Raw genomic sequence first — 17360 nt, 5'->3', positions numbered from 1 at the left:
TTACTTATATTGTGTTAAAGAGGCCGCACCACAATAAACAAAATTTATATTACGTGGACGTTCGTGGCGTTTGAGCTTTTTCAGCAGGCTGGCGCTGTGCTGCTGGCAATTGGTTTCATTGATCAATGACTCATCGCAGGTCAAAAAAATATCGAACCCCGCTATTTGATCGCCATCATTAACAATTTGGGTTTTGCAGGTCATCACCCCTTTAATTTCCCGACACAGCTGTTTAACGGCGCCGATATTGACTTTCTCATCCCTGATTACAATGAAATCACTGATTCGGCCTTTGAAAAACAGGAACCCATCAGCGTCCTGGAAGAAGATATCTCCGGTGCGGAGCCAGCGTTTGCCATCAAGCTCAATAAACGTTTGTCGGTTACCCCGCCCAATGCGCTTTACAAGCAGCGTATCAGAACAAATCAGTAACTCCCCCTGCCCGTCCAGCCCGTCTGCACCTGGCAGAATGCGAACTTCCGTCTGGTCAATAGGACGCCCGGCTGACGCATAATATCCTCTTCCCAGCAGATGAGCCGGACACGTCGACACGCGCGGTCCGGCCTCACTGATGCCATAAGTCAGATATAACTCAAGCCATGGCTGCCGGAGTAAGAAGGCTTCCACCTCTTTCGGCGCAGCCAGATCGCCCCCAATCGTCAGTTTTTTCAAGCCCGGCGGAAGCGTGGTTTCCCAGGCATTCAGCTGTCGCAGCAATACGGGAGTAAGCGAGCTGAGGGTAACGCCGTATCGCTGTAAATCATCCAGATAATGAGGTACAGAAAACGGAGGTCCACTGATAACGATTTCACAGCCTGTCTCCAGCGCAGCAACCATCTGTGCAACCAGCGCGGTGGAATAGCACATCGGCAAACTGATCAATACCCTGTCACTGGCGCTCATGCCGATACTTTTGGCGTGGCGCAGCGCGTTACGGCGCAGAGAATCAAAATGATGAACACACCCGCTGCTGAACGACGATGACGTCCCGGACGTGGCAATCACGACCTGCCCAGGCTGTGTCTGTACGGGACCACCATGACGGCATTTTCCCACCTGCCAGCGCCCCAGGGGTTCAGCTGAGCTCACGCCCAGCTCCTGCCATCGTCCTGGCTGAACCGGCGTTCGCACCAGCGCCCCTGCCGAAAAATCCTCAAGCATCTGCAGGATCCGTTCTGCTGGCGTGAGCGGAGGGATCAGCGCGGGAACAAAGCCGCTGTTGAGGACGGCAAAGAACATATACATCAAGTCCGGACTGTTCGGCATCGCTATCAGCACCACCCGGCCGGGTTCTAAACTCTGCCGCTGCCAGTAATCGACATAGTATTGATAACCCTCTCCTTCAGTGCCGCTGGTCCCCACCGCAGACGTTGCCAGCACCGGAGAAAATAAACCGGCAGGCTCATAGGGAACAAATGCGGTTCGTTCTTCTGCTCGCGTTAGCATTCTCAGGCTCCAAGCTTATTCATAATGAAACGCGAAAGGGTTTGGCACGAATAAAAATTCGCGGGTGAAAACTCTTTATCTTCAACTTTAATATTAAACTCTTCCTCGCACTGGAAGCGTAATTCGACAAATCCAATAGAATCCATACCTACCATTGAGGCGAGACCGGTCTCGTCAGCAATATCTTCGCGCTCGACATCCAGACCAATACGTTCAGCGATGATTTCTTTAATACGATCGACAATCACAGGCATATCCAGTTTCATAATTTTACCCTTTAATGTTTTCAAGCGTTTTATTGACTACAGCGGAAGATGATTCTTTATTTAACCAACGTAATATTGGCGGTGTGGTTGCCGTCACCACGAGCGCCACGATGACCATAATGGAGTAGACTCGTTGCGAAATAAGATGTAATTCGAGCCCAATGGACAGCACAACCAGTTCCATCAGGCCGCGCGTATTCATGAGCGCGCCAATCATGGAGGCTTCACGTAGTGAATAACCTGAAATACGCGCCCCGAGCAGAGCACCACTGAATTTGGTGATAAATGCCAGTAAGGTGAACCCGATTATCCAGGCAATATCCTGCGTTGCCATACTGAAGTCGAAATGCGTTTTCAGTCCGGCACTGACAAACAACACGGGAAGTAAAAGATAGTGCATGAAGCCGTTCATACTCGCATGCCATTGCTTTGCTAACCCCGGGATCCGCGCGAGCATGCTGCCCGCGAGCAACGCACCGAAACCACTGTGCAGGTGAAGATAATCCGCCCCCCACGCGCTGATCAAAATCCAAAAAATGATCGCCGGAAATCTCATCTCAGGTTTGTGCGCATACCGAATGAGCAGTGGCACCACGACTTTGCAGGTCACCAGCCAATAAAGTACCAGGGTTACCGTCACGACGGATAAATAAGACCACAGCGAATCGGATTTTCCTTCTACCGCAGCAAATACGCTGTCTAAAGCCAAAATCCCCCAGCCTGTCACATCGGTAAGAATGGCGGCTGTGATGACGGGAGGAATGATAGCCAGGTGAAGCATCTTTAAATCTTCAATGATCCGCACAATCACCGGCAGAGCGGATACCGCCAACGCCGTTCCCATAAAGATATTAAATAAAAGACGATCGGTTTGTGGCGCCAGTTCGGCATGTACCGAATTCCCCGCCAATACGCCCCCGATAAAAGGGAGCAGCATGCCTAATACCGCTATTTTAAACGCAGCAATGGTCTGCTTACGACGTCCATGGTTATTACCATGAAAATGCGACAATCCAATGTCAAACATGAGCAAAATCATGCCCAGATTCGCCAGCTTATCAATGGTGGTCAACGACTCCTGACTGAATAAAGATGTTTGAAATGAGAACAGAGACATTATTCCGGGAAAGAAAGTCGGTCCCAATAAAACACCTGCAGCAATATGGCCAATGACCTGCGCCTGACCTATCTGCTCCATAAGTTTGCCCACGACATAGCAGGCAAAAACAATCACGGAAAGCTGAATAATAAACATGCGTATCCCCGCCATAGCTAGCGTTGAATTTATTGATATTAAAAAACGATTAGTTCGAAACGTGGGCGACGCTATTTTCGTTAAAATGACCTATTGCGGTGGTCATCATCGCAATTATCACCATCACGACGCTCACTAAACAGATGCCCTGCCAGTCCCACCTTTCATACACCCATGGACCGGTAACGGATCCGGCCGCACCCATTGCATAATAAAAGAACATATAAAGCGCATAGAGGCTGCTTCTTTTATCCGGGTGTAATCCGAGAACCCGCGTCTGGTTAGCCACCTGCGCGGCAAAACACCCTAAATCGAATAAGATAATGCCCAGCGTAAGCCCCGGTAAGGATGCGGGAAAGAGAAACAGGACGGTTATCCCCGCAACCACGAATACCATTCCGCCAAAAATCACGCTGCGACACCCAAAGCGGTCAGCCAGTTTCCCCGCATAATTCGCCAGTACCAGACCAACGATACCCGCCAGGCCAAATAATCCCGCGGTTCCCGCAGGCAGATGCAAAGGCGGTCTTTGCAGATGAAGCATGATGGTCACCCATAACAGGCTAAAGACGAAAAACCATGCACCTCCGGTTACCGCGGATTCAATAAGCCGTGCGTTACGCAGTAAACCCGGCAATTTCGCCATGACGCTCAGATACCCCGTCGCCTTTGCGGGCTTAACATCGGGCAGACATCTGATGGCCAGCAACGCCATGCAGGCCATAACGGCGGCGACGATGGCCAGCATCCCTCGCCAGCCAAGCGCATCGGCCAGACTGCCGCCCACTAACCTTGCGAGCAGTATTCCTGCCGAAATGCCCATCGTGATCAGACCGACCGTGGCACCTTTTGGCGTAATGTGAAATCCAAGCGCATTCAGCTGCACTGCGCTTGTCGCCATCGCGCCTGTTACTATGCCCGCGCTAAAAAGGAGCAACGGTTGACGGGTCAATGAAGCGGCAAACAGCGCAAGCGAGAGGAGGATAAACTGACAAATAATCAGTTTTTTACGGTTAACACTGTCTCCAAGCGGAACAAGGAAGAGTATTCCCAGCATGTAACCTATTTGCATGCTCGCCGCAATGAAGCCGGTATAAAAGAGAGGCAACTGCAAAGATGTTGCGATAGCAGGCAATACGGGCTGGAGAATATAGTTATTCGCCATGGCCGTACCGGCCGCGATGCTGGCGAACCAGATAAACAACGGCGAAACCGCATTTTCTTGTGCGATATCACTCATTAGTTGCCCCCTGTCTTTTTTTTGCCACAATATCAATTGCTACTTTCATTTTTTTCTCGGGAAAGGGTAATACGTGCAATAAAGTAAATGCAGGTCTGGAATCACGGAAATAGTGACCATGGATACGAGCCACCTGCTGCCATTCTTCAATTTCAGTCAGATATAGCCTGCTTTGTATTACATCGTCTATAGCATAGCCATTTGATTCAAGTATCCCCTTGATCTTATTAAGAACGCATTCCATTTGCAGTGAGATATCATCAGATTCAATCTCACCACCAGAATTAAGAGGTCCCGTTTTTGAAATATATAGCCAACCGTCTGCTTCTACCGCTCGCGAGAAACCGAAAGCCTCCTCCCAGCTGCTGCCGGAAGTAATAAGTCTTTTTGATTCCACAATGTCATGCCTTTCATCACTGGGTAAAACAAACATATTACAACCCAATCAAATTTGTCCAGAAAAAATAACAAAAATTTGACCTGAAATCTTCACCGGTAATTAAGTAAGCATTTCCTGGATAAGCTGTAAGCTCAGCTAACCAATCAACATTTAAATTAAACAAATTAAGTAATGAATAACCATTTAAATATCAAAATGCTAACAGCAATTAAAAATCAGGAGAGTTTAAATAATCTCTTTATTAGTTAGCCGGGCATTACCATTACGGACAAATAATATATTTATAAAAAATAACAGTATTATGTTATTTATTCTTATCTGTAACCCAATGGAAAATATGAGAAATATTTTAATATAAGACAATCTTATGGCGTCACATATTATGGTTGTTGATGAGGGTATTTTAAGGGGCCAGGGGGCAGAAAATTAAACGGTTTCAATAGAGAAAAGCCTGCTTTAAGGGCAGGCTTTTGCTTCTTGTCTACGGGTGACGAGCGCGATGAGGGACTTAAATCTGATAATCAATCGCCACTTCTTCCGGCTCCATCACCTGGTGTTTAATCTCATCAACGGACAGCCCGGCGTTGCAGAGTTCGATAAAGCGCCACACATAGTTGCGCTGTAGCTGTCCACGCTTCAGGCCGAGCCATACGGTATTGGCGTCAAACAGATGACGTGTATCAAGACGCACCAGATCCCCGGCCTCACGCTCACCACCGGACTGTTCCGCCACCAGACCAATCCCCAGGCCCAGCTCGACGTAGGTTTTAATGACATCGGAATCCTGCGCGCTCAGCACCACATCCGGCGTTAACCCTTTACGGTTGAAGGCTTCATCAATGCGCGAACGTCCGGTAATGCCCTGGCGGTAGGTAATCAACGGCCATTTTGCAATCTCTTCCAGCGTCAGGGGAGAGACCTGATTCAGGGGATGATCGACGGGGAGTAGTAGACTGTGGTACCAGCGGAACCAGGGGAAAGCCACCAGCAGCGGGTCGTTGCTCAACCGTTCGCTGGCAATGCCGATATCTGCCCCACCGTTTTGCAGCAGCACTTCAATTTCCTGCGGCGTGCCCTGGATGAGCTCCAGACGGACATCCGGGAAAAGTTCGCGGAAGGCTTTAATCACTGGCGGCAGGCTGTAGCGGGCCTGGGTGTGGGTGGTGGCGATGGTGAGCACACCGGAGGCGTCATTGGTAAAGAGATCCGCCAGACGTCGAACGTTGCTGGCCTCGTTAAGGATCCGCTCTGCGATGGTGAGCAACGCCTTGCCGGGCTCTGTCATGCCCAGCAGACGCTTACCACGACGGATAAAGATCTCTATTCCCAGTTCTTCTTCCAGCTCGCGGATATGGCGGCTGACGCCGGACTGAGAGGTATAAAGCATATTGGCGACCTCGGTCAGGTTGTAATCCCGCCTGGCCGCCTCACGGATAATTTTAAGTTGCTGGAAATTCACGATTCACTCCGGCGCATCTGACATAGCTCTATTGTTAGAGTCAGCTGCGCTGCAGAACAAATAATAAAAACCAGCATCTTATGCTTTTATGGAATATCAGCTCACGAGCTGGAGTTCTCGGTTCTCAAGCGATGGCTTGCTGACGAGTGACATCAAAATCTCTTTTACCGCCTGCGCCTGTGGCGAAAGCGATCCGCGTGCCGACATGTTCAGCGACAGCGGCAGGCTCATCGAAGGCGTGGTGATCCGCGCCATCCAGCCGTTTGCCGCACTGCACAGCGAGCGCGCTGCGGATTCCGGCAGAACCGTTACTCCCATTCCGCTGGCAATGGCTGCGGTCAGCGTGGAGATAGAGTCGATCTCGCCGATGATTTTTGCCGTCAGGCGACGCAGGGAGAATGCTTCATCCACGCGCACGCGCACGGCGCTGTAATCACGCGGCAGATAGAGGTTCATCTCTGCCACGGCGGTCAGGTCTACGCTCTGACCCGGACAGTCGCGGGTGCCCACGAGGTAGAGATCTTCTTTCAGCAGCGGCTGGCTGGTGATCCCCGCGACCGGAGAGCGATCGTAAAGGACCGCCATATCCAGCTGGCCGCTGAGCAATTTGTCATTCAGTACAGATCCGCTGTTTTCGTGCAGGTACACCAGCACTTCAGGCAGCTCAGCGCGAACGGCCTGCAGCAGCGGCATAGTAATAGATGATGCGGCCGTTCCCGGCGCCAGGCCGATAGAAACGTGCCCACTCAACGTCTGGCCCACATTATTTACCGCCAGCTGCGCCTGTTCACACTGGCGGAGGATGGTGCGCGCGTGGGTATATAGGATCTTACCTGCTTCCGTCGGTGTGACGCCGCGCTTGGTGCGGATCAACAGCTGCTGATCCATCTCGCCTTCCAGAGTAGCCACCTGCTGGCTCAGTGCAGGCTGCGCGATATGCAGCACTTCTGCCGCTTGAGTCAGGCTGCCGATATCGACGATTTTTACGAAGTATTTCAGTCGTCTTAAGTTCATTTTGCCCCCTGTTCGAAATGCTGTGCCGGAACCGGCTGTCGTTGTTAAACAGGTTTTGCAATATGAATGCCACTTTTACCAGTCGGTCTGAATTGTTCGCTAAGCGCCTGAAAATAAGGAAACCTAATCACGGGGGTGGGTTTTATTACTGAAACAGCAGTTTATGATCTGCCCCATTAGAGGTATGTCCGCACCAAAGCGGTGCATTCCGCTGGCAAAAACACCACTTTGCCGATTTTGTCAGCAAACGATCAAAAGGCGTTGATCCACCCTTTGACAAGGCGAACGCAGGTCGATAATATGCGCCCCGTTCACACGATTCCTCTGTAGTTCAGTCGGTAGAACGGCGGACTGTTAATCCGTATGTCACTGGTTCGAGTCCAGTCAGAGGAGCCAAATTTAAAAAGCCTGCTTTTAAAGCAGGCTTTTTGCTTTTCTGCGTGTAGTAAAAAGTTGTCGGGTGGCGCTACGCTTACCCGACCTACGGATCGGTAGGCCGGGTAAGGCGAAGCCGCCCCCCGGCAAAATGCCCTCAGTTGCCAAGCTTAACCGGCATCCCCGACCGCCGTTCCAGCTCAGCACCCGCCCCCTCGTTTATCAACTGTGTCCGCTGCGTGGCTGATATCGGCAGTGGCACTTTTCGGGTTGATTCAAATTCCGCACGATTACGTGACAATGGCTCATGCACTTCCACCCAGCGGCTACCGTCCGGTTCGGTGGTGGTTTTAACGGGCCGATCGATAAGCTGCACGCGGGTTCCTACGGGGACATTATCGAAAAGGTATTTGATGTCGTTATTACGCAGACGAATACAGCCCTGGCTCACCCGTAGCCCGATGCCGAAATTCGAGTTTGTGCCGTGAATGGCGTACAGCCTGCCGATATATATCGCATACAGCCCCATCGGGTTATCTGGACCGGCAGGAACAAATGCAGGCAGCGTTTTCCCTTCTGCCGCATAGGCGCGGCGCGTATTGGGCGTAGGTGACCAGGTGGGCCCCTCCTGTTTGCGTTCAACCGCCGTCACCCAGTTACGCGGCGTTTCGCGCCCGGCCTGACCGATACCGATGGGCAGCACTTCAACGGTGTTACCGCCTGGCGGATAGTAGTAGAGGCGCATTTCTGCCGCATTAACGATAATGCCTTCCCGGACGGTGTCAGGCAAAATCAGCTGCTGGGGTATCACCAGCCGGGTGCCGGATTTGGGCAAAAAAGGATCCACGCCCGGGTTCGCTTCCAGCATATTACTTAGCCCCTGCCCGTAGCGCGCGGCAAACGCCTCAAGCGGTAACGTATTGCGATCCGGCACGGTGATGACCTGAGAGCTGCCCACCAGACGACTGCCCGTCGGCGGTAAAGGATAGCTCACCGCCTGCACGCTCTGGCTGATAAGTAATGCAGCAAGACAGCCCAACACCTCTTTACGACACATATTCCCTTCCTCAGTCGCTTCGCTCTTTATTAAGCATAGCGTAGCCGTTTTGCATTACCCATCAGGAAATAAAATCAGTTTGCACAGCCTCCCTGTCGCGGTAGTCTCATAGGTTCCGTTTATACGACGGCTGCTATGTGAGTGACCTTTTCTTATACCAATAATTAAAAATCAGTGCAGACAGGACAACTATGGATTCCACTCTCACCTCCACACGCCCCAATGAGGAGACACCTTCGCTCAATCGTGCCCGCCGCGCAGCCTTAGGCAGCTTCGCGGGTGCCGTCGTCGACTGGTATGATTTTCTGCTCTACGGCATTACCGCCGCCCTGGTCTTTAACCGCGAGTTCTTTCCGCAGATCAGCCCCGCGATGGGCACGCTCGCCGCGTTTGCCACCTTTGGCGTCGGCTTTCTGTTTCGCCCGCTGGGCGGTGTGATCTTCGGCCACTTCGGCGACCGCCTCGGTCGCAAACGCATGCTGATGCTCACCGTCTGGATGATGGGGATCGCCACCGCGCTGATTGGCATTCTCCCTTCGTTTTCCGCCATCGGCTGGTGGGCACCGGTATTGCTGGTCACGTTACGCGCCATTCAGGGTTTCGCCGTGGGCGGCGAATGGGGGGGCGCGGCGCTGCTATCCGTAGAGAGCGCGCCGAAAAATAAGAAAGCATTTTACAGCAGCGGCGTGCAGGTCGGGTACGGCGTAGGTCTGCTACTTTCCACCGGGCTGGTCTCCTTAATCAGCCAGCTCACCACCGACGAGCAGTTCCTGAGCTGGGGCTGGCGCATTCCGTTCATCTTCAGCATCGTGCTGGTCATCGCCGCGCTGTGGATCCGTAACGGGATGGAAGAGTCCGCTGAATTCGAACAGCAGCAGCAGGAAAAACCCGTTGCCAAAAAACGGCTCCCGGTGATGGAAGCCCTGGTTCAGCACCCTGGCGCTTTTCTGAAAATTATCGCCCTGCGCCTGTGTGAACTGCTGACGATGTATATCGTCACCGCGTTTGCGCTGAACTACTCGACGCAAAACCTCGGCCTGCCGCGCGAATTGTTCCTGAATATCGGCCTGGTGGTCGGCGGGATCAGCTGCCTGACTATCCCCTGCTTTGCCTGGCTGGCGGACCGGTTTGGCCGCCGTCGCGTCTATATCACCGGAGCGCTGGTGGGTACCCTCAGCGCCTGGCCATTCTTTATGGCGCTGGAGGCGCAGTCAATCTTCTGGATTGTCTTCTTTGCCATCATGCTCGCGAACATCGCTCACGATATGGTGGTCTGCGTCCAGCAGCCGATGTTTACCGAACTGTTCGGCGCCAGCTACCGCTACAGCGGCGCAGGCGTGGGTTACCAGGTTGCAAGCGTTGTCGGCGGCGGGTTTACGCCGTTTATTGCTGCCGCGCTGGTGACCTTCTCCGGCGGAGACTGGCACAGCGTAGCGATTTATCTGCTGGCCGGCTGCCTGCTGTCGGCAGCTACGGCACTATTGATGAAAGAGACGAGCCACCGCTGATCTCACTTTTGTTTCACAGGCGTGTGACATACTATCGGGTAGAGTCGCACACCTGTGGAACAAGGAGACAGAGATGAATAATAAGGGCTCCAGCCTGACCCCGGCTCAGGCGCTGGAAAAACTCGACGCACTGTATGAACAGTCCGTCAATGCGCTGCGCAGCGCCATCAGCGAGTATATCGAAACAGGGAAACTCCCCGACGAAAAGGCCAGAACCGAGGGCCTTTTTGTTTATCCGTCGCTCTCTGTGACCTGGGACGGCAGCGCCAGCACTACGCCGAAAACTCGCGCCTATGCACGTTTTACCCACTCCGGCTGCTACAGCACCACCGTTACCCGCCCTGCACTGTTCCGCCCTTATCTTGAAGAGCAACTCACGCTGCTGTACCAGGACTACGGTGCGCACATTGCCGTTGAGCCTTCTCAGCATGAAATCCCGTATCCCTACGTAATTGACGGCTCAGCGTTGACGCTTGACCGCTCCATGAGCGCGGGGCTGACCCGCCACTTCCCGACCACTGAACTCTCGCAGATTGGTGATGAGACGGCTGACGGCATTTATCACCCGGCAGAATTTTCTCCCCTGTCACATTTTGATGCCCGCCGGGTCGATTTCTCCCTGGCGCGCCTGCGCCACTACACCGGTACACCAGCCGAACATTTCCAGCCCTTCGTGCTCTTTACCAACTACACCCGCTACGTCGACGAATTTGTCCGCTGGGGCTGTAGCCAGATCCTCGACCCGGAGAGCCCTTACATCGCGCTGTCCTGTGCGGGCGGGATCTGGATCACTGCGGAGACCGAAGCCCCCGAGCAGGCCATTTCCGACCTTGCGTGGAAAAAACATCAGATGCCCGCCTGGCACCTGATCACCGCCGACGGTCAGGGCATTACGTTGATTAACATTGGCGTGGGTCCGTCAAATGCGAAAACTATCTGCGACCATCTGGCGGTACTGCGCCCGGACGTGTGGCTGATGATTGGCCACTGCGGCGGCCTGCGTGAAAGCCAGCTGATTGGCGATTACGTTCTCGCCCACGCCTATCTGCGTGACGACCACGTGCTTGATGCGGTACTGCCGCCGGATATTCCGATCCCAAGCATCGCCGAAGTGCAGCGTGCGCTGTATGACGCCACCAAAGAGGTCAGCGGCATGCCGGGTGAAGAAGTTAAACAGCGCCTGCGCACCGGCACGGTCGTCACGACCGATGACCGCAACTGGGAGCTGCGCTACTCTGCCTCCGCGCTGCGGTTTAACCTGAGTCGCGCGGTGGCGATTGATATGGAAAGCGCCACCATTGCCGCGCAGGGCTATCGCTTCCGCGTTCCCTACGGCACGCTGCTGTGCGTCTCCGATAAGCCGCTGCACGGCGAAATTAAGCTGCCGGGCCAGGCCAACCGCTTCTATGAAGGGGCGATATCCGAACATCTGCAAATTGGCATTCGCGCTATCGACCTGCTGCGGGCGGAAGGCGACAAGCTCCATTCCCGCAAGCTGCGCACGTTCAACGAGCCGCCGTTCCGCTAATCACGACAAGGATAAATAATGTACAGCACATCACCGCTCTCTGCCCTGCGCCAGTGGCTTGAAGCCAGCCATCTCGACGGAATGATCGTCCCGCGCGCCGATGCCTGGCAGAGTGAATACTGCGCGCCATACGATGAAAAGCTGGCCTGGCTGACGGGCTTTGACGGTTCGGCCGGCGTGGCGCTGGTGCTGCAGGACAAAGCGCTGCTGTTCGTCGATGGCCGCTATCAGGTCCAGGCGCGCGTGCAGGTCAATACGGATGAGGTTGAGATCCACCACCTGCATAACGAGCCGCTGGCGCAATGGCTGGTGGAAAACGTTGAGGAAGGTACACGCATCGGCTTTGACGCGCTGCTGATGACCAATACAGAGTTTGAGCAACTGTCTGCCACACCGTGCGAGCTGGTGCCTCTGCGTGAATCTCCTTTCGATAGCCTGTGGACTGACCGCCCTGCCGCACCGGCGGGGCTTATCCGTGAAATGCCGGTTGAACTCAGCGGCGAAAGCAGCGCGGACAAACGCCAACGCGCTGCCGCCGTGCTGGCAGCGAACAATGCCGATTATCTGGCCGTAACCCTGCCGGATAACATCGCCTGGCTCCTGAACGTGCGGGGGGCAGATATCCCTTACAGCCCGGTGCCGCTCTCCTTTGTCCTGCTTGGCCGTGACGGTCACGTTGAGTGGTTTGTTAACGACAATAAGCTCAGCGCCCTGCCTGACGATGTGCGCAATGCGTTCACCATTGCACCGCAGGACGCTTTTATTGAACGCTGCCAGCAGATTGCTGAAGGCAAACGAGTGATGGTTGATGCCGATTCCGCGCCGGTTGCCCTGCGCTTCGCCATTGAACCACGGGGAGAAATTGTCTGGCGGACCGACCCTATTACCCTGATGAAGGCCACTAAAAATCCGGTCGAACTGGCAGGTTACCGCGAGTGTCATCACCAGGACGGTGCCGCGTGGGTCAACTTCCTCGCCTGGCTGAGCCGTGAAGTGCCGCTGCGCGAGGCGGCAGGACAACCGCTCACTGAACTGGACGCCCAGGCGCAGCAGCTTGCGTTCCGTCAACAGCAGCCGGGGTTCATCGAGCAGAGTTTTGCCACCATCTCCGCCTCTTCGAGCAATGCGGCGATGTGTCACTACCATTCGAGCGAGGCCAGCAACAAGCCCATCGGTCATGATCATTTTTACCTGAACGATTCCGGCGGCCAGTATGTTAATGGCACCACCGATGCCACGCGCACGCTGGCATGGGGTAAGGTCGATTCGCAGCAGCGCCTGCATTACACCGCCGTGCTGAGAGGCTTTCTGTCGCTAATTACCCTGCAGTTTCCTTCCGGCACGCAGGGGCATCAGCTGGATGCTTTTGCGCGTCGTCCGCTGTGGGAGATGGGGCTGGATTACGATCACGGTACGGGGCATGGCGTGGGGCATCAGCTTCTGATCCATGAAAACCCGCATCGTATTGCCAAGAAGGTCAACCCGTGGCCGCTGGTGGCGGGCAATATCATGACTATCGAACCGGGATACTATCTGGGCGATAGCCACGGTATTCGCATTGAAAACCAGGTGGAAGTTGTCGAAAGCCGTCCGGGATTCTGCACGTTTTCCTCGCTGACGCTGATCCCTGTCGATTTGAGCCAGGTCGAGCTGCATCTGCTGAGCGAGCAGGAAAAACAGTGGCTGGATGCGTATCACCAGCAGGTACGTGAGGCGCTGTTGCCGCTGGTGAATAGCGATGCGCGTTCGTGGCTGATTGAGGCGACGGTGCCGATTAGCCTGGATCGATAGTGCGGTTTTTGCCGGGTGGCGGCTTTGCCTTACCCGGCCTACCGATCCGTAGGTCGGGTAAGCGTAGCGCCACCCGACAACTTTTTACTACACGCAGAAAAGCAAAAAGCCTGCTTTTAAAGCAGGCTTTTCAAATTTGGCTCCTCTGACTGGACTCGAACCAGTGACATACGGATTAACAGTCCGCCGTTCTACCGACTGAACTACAGAGGAATCGTGTGAACGGGGCGCATATTATCGATGCTCCCCCATGATGTCAAAGGCAGAATGCATATTTCCGATCGTTTGCCGAATTATTCTCCATTTCGCGCAATTGTCAGGCATTCTTTCGAGGATATTTCCACAGCCAGCGCCCGCTGACCATACGCCAGTAGAACAGCGCGCCCCGCACGGCCCAGTCAAGGAACATCCCCAGCCAGACGCCGATCACCCCCCATCCGAGCATCACCCCGAGCGTATACCCCGCGACAACGCGACATCCCCACATGCCGAGCATTGATACCCACATCGCAAAGCGGGCATCGCGCGCGCCTTTCAGCCCAGCGGGCAAAACCCATGAGGCCGCCCAGATGGGCATAAAGGCTGCGTTGAGCCAGATAAGGACTTTTACGACCTCTTTAACATCATCTTCATGGGTATAGAACGAGGCCATCAGCCCGGCAAACGGCGCGGTGCCCCAGGCGATCAGAGTCAGCCCAATGGTCGACAGCCAGAACACGTGACGCAACTGCCGTTCTGCCTGCCCTATCTGCCCTTTCCCGAGCCGTTTGCCCGTGATGATGGTCGAGGCCGAACCCAGCGCATTGCCCGGCAGGTTAATCAGCGAGGCGATGGAAAAGGCGATGAAGTTACCTGCGATAACGTCGGTCCCCATCCCGGCGACAAACATCTGCGTGAGCAGCTTCCCGCCGTTAAACAACACCGATTCAATACTCGCAGGAATGCCGATCCCCATCACTTCCCAGATAATGGCGAAATTAAAGGGACGGAAATAGCTTTTCAGCGTAAGACGCAGCGAAGGCGTGAACCCCGCCATCAGCACCCCGATGATGGCCACCGCACCGATATAGCGTGAAATGGTTAACCCCAGTCCGGCACCGACGAACCCCAGCCCCTCCCACGAGAACGCACCGTAGATCAGCAAGCTGCTGATAATAATATTCAGGATATTCATCCCGCCGTTGATCAGCAGCGGGATTTTGGTGTTGCCCGCCCCGCGCAGCGCACCGCTGCCAATCAGCGCAATGGCCGCTGCCGGATAGCTTAAGACGGTCATTTCCAGGTAGGTCAGCGCCAGGTCTTTAACCTCGTTCGTGGCTTCCCCGGCGACAAAATCGATAATCTCTTTACCGAAATAGTGGATCACCGCCGCCAGAACGATCGAAAAAATGGTCATGATCATCAGCGACTGGCGGGCCGCCTCGCGCGCACGTTTGGGGTCAAGCTTGCCAAGGCTAAAGGCCACCACAACCGTCGTTCCGAGGTCTATAGCGGCAAAGAACGAGATCACCACCATGTTAAAGCTGTCCGCCAGTCCGACCCCAGCCATCGCCTCTTTCCCCAGCCAGCTCACGAGGAAGGTACTCAGAACCCCCATCAGCAGAACGCAGGTATTTTCCAGAAAGATAGGCACAGCAAGAGGGGTGATTTCACGCCAGAACAGAACACGATAGCTTTTACGTTTTGCATACCATGGCGTGCGCGTTATCGCCTGGCGTAAGGAGGCAGTGACGTTCAAAATGGACCTTAGCGAGAAAAGTTGAAACTCCATTTCAAATGATGGGGGAGAAAAGCTCATCCTGCAAAGTATTTTCCAGAAAAAGATGTGTGGATTTACAACAAACTGACGACAGAATCAGCAATCAGTCGGTTTTCCCTAAGATCAGGTTTGACAAAACTTTTTTCGCCGCTAAGATAAGCCTCCACAACGATTCCTCTGTAGTTCAGTCGGTAGAACGGCGGACTGTTAATCCGTATGTCACTGGTTCGAGTCCAGTCAGAGGAGCCAAATTTAAAAAGCCTGCTTTTAAAGCAGGCTTTTTGCTTTGCGGGTGAGGGAAAATGAACGCTCTGTTTGTCTACGGCACGCTGCGTCCGGGCCATTCTAATGCACATATTCTTGAAAATATCGGCGGCGAATGGCTGGCTGGCTTCGTATCCGGCACGTTTTACGAACGAGGCTGGGGTGCTGCGGCAGACTTCCCGGGGATTGTGCTCCATCCCGATGGACCACGCGTTGAAGGCTATCTGTTTATCTCTGATAACCTCGCCACACACTGGCAAATGCTGGATGAATTTGAAGACGGCTACGATCGGGTTGAGGTCACGGTGACCACCCTCGAAGGCAAACAGGTTAATGCCTGGATTTATCAGCTACAGCCGCGTTCTGAATCATAAAAAAAGGCTCTCTGTCACCAGAGAGCCTTTTTCACTATTCGCTGCGATTATTCGCTTTTTGCTTCACCGTTCTTGATTTCGCCCATCACTTTCAGCTTCTTAGAGATGTCACGACGCTCTTTGGACAGCTCAGCGTTTTTGATGATGTAGTCATCAACACGGTCTTCATAGTCGCTCTTCATGCTGGCGATGATGCCCTGAATAGCTTCAACGCTCATGCCTGGCTTGATGTAGTCGCTCAGGTTGTCGAGCAGCAGAACACGCTTCTGGTTGTCACGGATCTTCTTCTCAACGTCCTGGATTTCACGCTGCAGTTTGTTTTTGCGGCGGAACAGGCGGACGAATTCCAGAACATCCTGGAACGAAGGCTTGGTAGTTTCCATTTTTACACCCCTGATAATGTGAGATTCGGATTCGTTAAAGCAACCGTTGTAACAATAACCTTACTGACAGCGGCTGCGAATGACAATGAGTATATCGTTTAAAGCTATCATAACCCCAATTGCTGCTGAATCGAAGCAGCAGGCGTCACATACGCCTTTTATTTGCGCAGCGCCCGGCAAATAAGATGCGATAACAGCTCAAGCTGCCGCGCCAGTTCCATACTCAGCCAGACATAGCCATGAATAGGCGTTTCTGCCACGTTATCGCTCTGGCGTTCATTGATTAACTGCTTCAGCTCCGCAACGATCTCATTCAGCCGCTCGCTGTTCGCCAGTATCGGTTGCGGGTTACCTTCATAGAGCGCATGAGCGATGGTCAACAACGTTTGCTGCGTCATCTGCTGGGTCTCTTTGAGGGTCTGCGCGTTAAGCATCAGCAAATGGCTGGGGCGCGAGGCCCAGTGGGCGTTGATCTGCAGTTCAAGCATACAGACCAGATTGCGGCTTACCGTCTGGATGGCTTCGAAAATCGCTTTCTGAATATGGGTTTCTTTGCTGGCGGGCGTGATCAGTCCGCGCATTTTGACCACGTCGTTAAGGATCGTTTGCAGATGCTTTTCCAGCCGGGGACGCTCAACCAGATTGGGGGAAAAACCAGCCTGATAGACGCGGTTAAACGCGGTGACGTAATTGGCCATCTGAATGCGCCAGTGCAGAAAAGCACGCTGCGGCCAGATACCGGTAAAGAGCATGGCCAGCAGTGACCCCAGGATGACATCCCCGCTTCGCCACAGCGCGGTGGTCATATCCCCGGCGGGCGCCCCGACAACCACAGCGAGAGTAATACCAATCAGCAGCGCCTGATACGGTCTTTTGCCCAACGCCAGCCAGCCGCACAGGAACATGGCGGCACCGCACCATGCCAGCATGACCGGAAACGAGATAAGCTCCAGCTTGAGGGCGATAAGCCCGAGTGCCGAGCCTAAAACGGTCCCACCAATTCGCTCGAAGGCGCGCGGGACAACGTTTCCCCAAAACGAGATGGGCCCCATCACCACTACCAGTGTGATCAGCGGCCACGTCCCTTCCGGAACATCCAGCAAACGGACCAGGACAAACGTCAACACGAACGCCAGCGCGATGCGACACCCATGCACCACGCGGTAGTGTTTGTACAAACGAATTTCAAAAGGGGTTAATGATTTGTCGGGACGCACACCCGCTCTCCAGCTACACGGCAA

The 17360-nt window shown here is 54.0% G+C and carries 15 protein-coding genes and 3 tRNA genes; 6 read left to right on the top strand and 12 right to left on the bottom strand.

The features are described from left to right. The 7 genes from E3U32_RS05640 to nac all read right to left on the bottom strand — a co-directional run bounded on the left by E3U32_RS05640 (position 1) and on the right by nac (position 7080). Positions 1-1446 (bottom strand): class I adenylate-forming enzyme family protein, encoded by a 1446-nt coding sequence (locus tag E3U32_RS05640; protein WP_134347970.1) that lies wholly within the window; start codon positions 1444-1446, stop codon positions 1-3. A 2-nt stretch (positions 1447-1448) separates the two neighbouring features. After that, entirely contained in the window at positions 1449-1712 is a 264-nt protein-coding gene (locus tag E3U32_RS05635; protein ID WP_014884442.1) for an acyl carrier protein, read from the bottom strand. 4 nt (positions 1713-1716) lie between these two features. Continuing rightward, positions 1717-2967 (bottom strand): cation:proton antiporter, encoded by a 1251-nt coding sequence (locus tag E3U32_RS05630; RefSeq protein WP_166790906.1) that lies wholly within the window; start codon positions 2965-2967, stop codon positions 1717-1719. Positions 2968-3016: 49 nt separating this feature from the next. After that, on the bottom strand, positions 3017-4207 hold the full coding sequence (locus E3U32_RS05625; RefSeq protein ID WP_134347968.1) for an MFS transporter: 1191 nt from the start codon (positions 4205-4207) through the stop codon (positions 3017-3019). Continuing rightward, positions 4200-4640: a Rid family hydrolase gene (locus tag E3U32_RS05620; protein WP_134347967.1), complete on the bottom strand. Its 441-nt coding sequence runs from the start codon at positions 4638-4640 to the stop codon at positions 4200-4202. The genes E3U32_RS05625 and E3U32_RS05620 overlap by 8 nt, the downstream gene beginning before the upstream one ends. A gap of 475 nt (positions 4641-5115) precedes the next feature. After that, the gene (cbl, locus tag E3U32_RS05615) at positions 5116-6066 is read right to left on the bottom strand and encodes an HTH-type transcriptional regulator Cbl (protein ID WP_134347966.1); all 951 of its coding nucleotides are present in this window, start codon (positions 6064-6066) and stop codon (positions 5116-5118) included. 96 nt (positions 6067-6162) lie between these two features. After that, a complete protein-coding gene (nac, locus tag E3U32_RS05610; protein ID WP_045908128.1) occupies positions 6163-7080 on the bottom strand; it encodes a nitrogen assimilation transcriptional regulator NAC in 918 nt (305 codons plus the stop codon). Between the two features lie 320 nt (positions 7081-7400). Between nac and E3U32_RS05605 the strand changes: the two genes are divergently transcribed. Beyond that, positions 7401-7476, top strand: a tRNA-Asn gene (locus E3U32_RS05605). Positions 7477-7612: 136 nt separating this feature from the next. Here E3U32_RS05605 and ldtA read toward each other — a convergent pair. Continuing rightward, positions 7613-8512 (bottom strand): L,D-transpeptidase, encoded by a 900-nt coding sequence (ldtA, locus tag E3U32_RS05600; protein WP_134347965.1) that lies wholly within the window; start codon positions 8510-8512, stop codon positions 7613-7615. A gap of 191 nt (positions 8513-8703) precedes the next feature. Here ldtA and shiA point away from each other — a divergent pair, with 191 nt between their 5' ends. The 3 genes from shiA (at position 8704) to E3U32_RS05585 (ending at position 13339) form a co-directional block, all read left to right on the top strand. Beyond that, positions 8704-10020: a shikimate transporter gene (shiA, locus tag E3U32_RS05595; RefSeq protein ID WP_134347964.1), complete on the top strand. Its 1317-nt coding sequence runs from the start codon at positions 8704-8706 to the stop codon at positions 10018-10020. A gap of 73 nt (positions 10021-10093) precedes the next feature. Next, on the top strand, positions 10094-11548 hold the full coding sequence (locus E3U32_RS05590; RefSeq protein WP_134347963.1) for an AMP nucleosidase: 1455 nt from the start codon (positions 10094-10096) through the stop codon (positions 11546-11548). Positions 11549-11566: 18 nt separating this feature from the next. Beyond that, positions 11567-13339 (top strand): aminopeptidase P family protein, encoded by a 1773-nt coding sequence (locus tag E3U32_RS05585; protein ID WP_134347962.1) that lies wholly within the window; start codon positions 11567-11569, stop codon positions 13337-13339. 137 nt (positions 13340-13476) lie between these two features. Here E3U32_RS05585 and E3U32_RS05580 read toward each other — a convergent pair. Together E3U32_RS05580 and emmdR are read right to left on the bottom strand one after the other, a co-directional pair. Then, positions 13477-13552: transfer RNA gene (locus E3U32_RS05580), tRNA-Asn, on the bottom strand. 103 nt (positions 13553-13655) lie between these two features. Then, on the bottom strand, positions 13656-15110 hold the full coding sequence (emmdR, locus tag E3U32_RS05575; RefSeq protein WP_134347961.1) for a multidrug efflux MATE transporter EmmdR: 1455 nt from the start codon (positions 15108-15110) through the stop codon (positions 13656-13658). A 161-nt stretch (positions 15111-15271) separates the two neighbouring features. Here emmdR and E3U32_RS05570 point away from each other — a divergent pair. Together E3U32_RS05570 and E3U32_RS05565 are read left to right on the top strand one after the other, a co-directional pair. Beyond that, positions 15272-15347, top strand: a tRNA-Asn gene (locus E3U32_RS05570). Positions 15348-15400: 53 nt separating this feature from the next. Next, positions 15401-15736: a gamma-glutamylcyclotransferase family protein gene (locus tag E3U32_RS05565; protein ID WP_134347960.1), complete on the top strand. Its 336-nt coding sequence runs from the start codon at positions 15401-15403 to the stop codon at positions 15734-15736. Between the two features lie 47 nt (positions 15737-15783). Here E3U32_RS05565 and E3U32_RS05560 read toward each other — a convergent pair whose 3' ends face one another. After that, positions 15784-16119 carry a DUF496 family protein gene (locus tag E3U32_RS05560; RefSeq protein ID WP_008499467.1) on the bottom strand — a complete coding sequence of 112 codons (336 nt, stop codon included), beginning with the start codon at positions 16117-16119 and terminating at the stop codon, positions 15784-15786. 158 nt (positions 16120-16277) lie between these two features. Further along, the gene (locus E3U32_RS05555) at positions 16278-17336 is read right to left on the bottom strand and encodes an FUSC family protein (protein WP_047346451.1); all 1059 of its coding nucleotides are present in this window, start codon (positions 17334-17336) and stop codon (positions 16278-16280) included. Positions 17337-17360 lie beyond the last annotated feature (24 nt).

It is taken from the genome of Lelliottia nimipressuralis, from assembly GCF_004402045.1.
GTDB lineage: Bacteria > Pseudomonadota > Gammaproteobacteria > Enterobacterales > Enterobacteriaceae > Enterobacter > Enterobacter chinensis.
Note: the sequence above shows the minus strand (reverse complement) of the source record. Positions and strands in the feature narration are given on the sequence as shown.

What these genes read in the sequence shown, in the direction of transcription:
- E3U32_RS05635 (WP_014884442.1), bottom strand. Translation starts at nt 1,712, where the DNA reads ATGAAACTGGATATGCCTGTGATTGTCGATCGTATTAAAGAAATCATC.
- emmdR (WP_134347961.1), bottom strand. Translation starts at nt 15,110, where the DNA reads ATGGAGTTTCAACTTTTCTCGCTAAGGTCCATTTTGAACGTCACTGCC.
- shiA (WP_134347964.1), top strand. Translation starts at nt 8,704, where the DNA reads ATGGATTCCACTCTCACCTCCACACGCCCCAATGAGGAGACACCTTCG.
- E3U32_RS05585 (WP_134347962.1), top strand. Translation starts at nt 11,567, where the DNA reads ATGTACAGCACATCACCGCTCTCTGCCCTGCGCCAGTGGCTTGAAGCC.
- E3U32_RS05640 (WP_134347970.1), bottom strand. Translation starts at nt 1,446, where the DNA reads ATGCTAACGCGAGCAGAAGAACGAACCGCATTTGTTCCCTATGAGCCT.
- E3U32_RS05620 (WP_134347967.1), bottom strand. Translation starts at nt 4,640, where the DNA reads ATGTTTGTTTTACCCAGTGATGAAAGGCATGACATTGTGGAATCAAAA.
- E3U32_RS05560 (WP_008499467.1), bottom strand. Translation starts at nt 16,119, where the DNA reads ATGGAAACTACCAAGCCTTCGTTCCAGGATGTTCTGGAATTCGTCCGC.
- nac (WP_045908128.1), bottom strand. Translation starts at nt 7,080, where the DNA reads ATGAACTTAAGACGACTGAAATACTTCGTAAAAATCGTCGATATCGGC.
- E3U32_RS05630 (WP_166790906.1), bottom strand. Translation starts at nt 2,967, where the DNA reads ATGTTTATTATTCAGCTTTCCGTGATTGTTTTTGCCTGCTATGTCGTG.
- ldtA (WP_134347965.1), bottom strand. Translation starts at nt 8,512, where the DNA reads ATGTGTCGTAAAGAGGTGTTGGGCTGTCTTGCTGCATTACTTATCAGC.
- E3U32_RS05590 (WP_134347963.1), top strand. Translation starts at nt 10,094, where the DNA reads ATGAATAATAAGGGCTCCAGCCTGACCCCGGCTCAGGCGCTGGAAAAA.
- E3U32_RS05565 (WP_134347960.1), top strand. Translation starts at nt 15,401, where the DNA reads ATGAACGCTCTGTTTGTCTACGGCACGCTGCGTCCGGGCCATTCTAAT.
- E3U32_RS05625 (WP_134347968.1), bottom strand. Translation starts at nt 4,207, where the DNA reads ATGAGTGATATCGCACAAGAAAATGCGGTTTCGCCGTTGTTTATCTGG.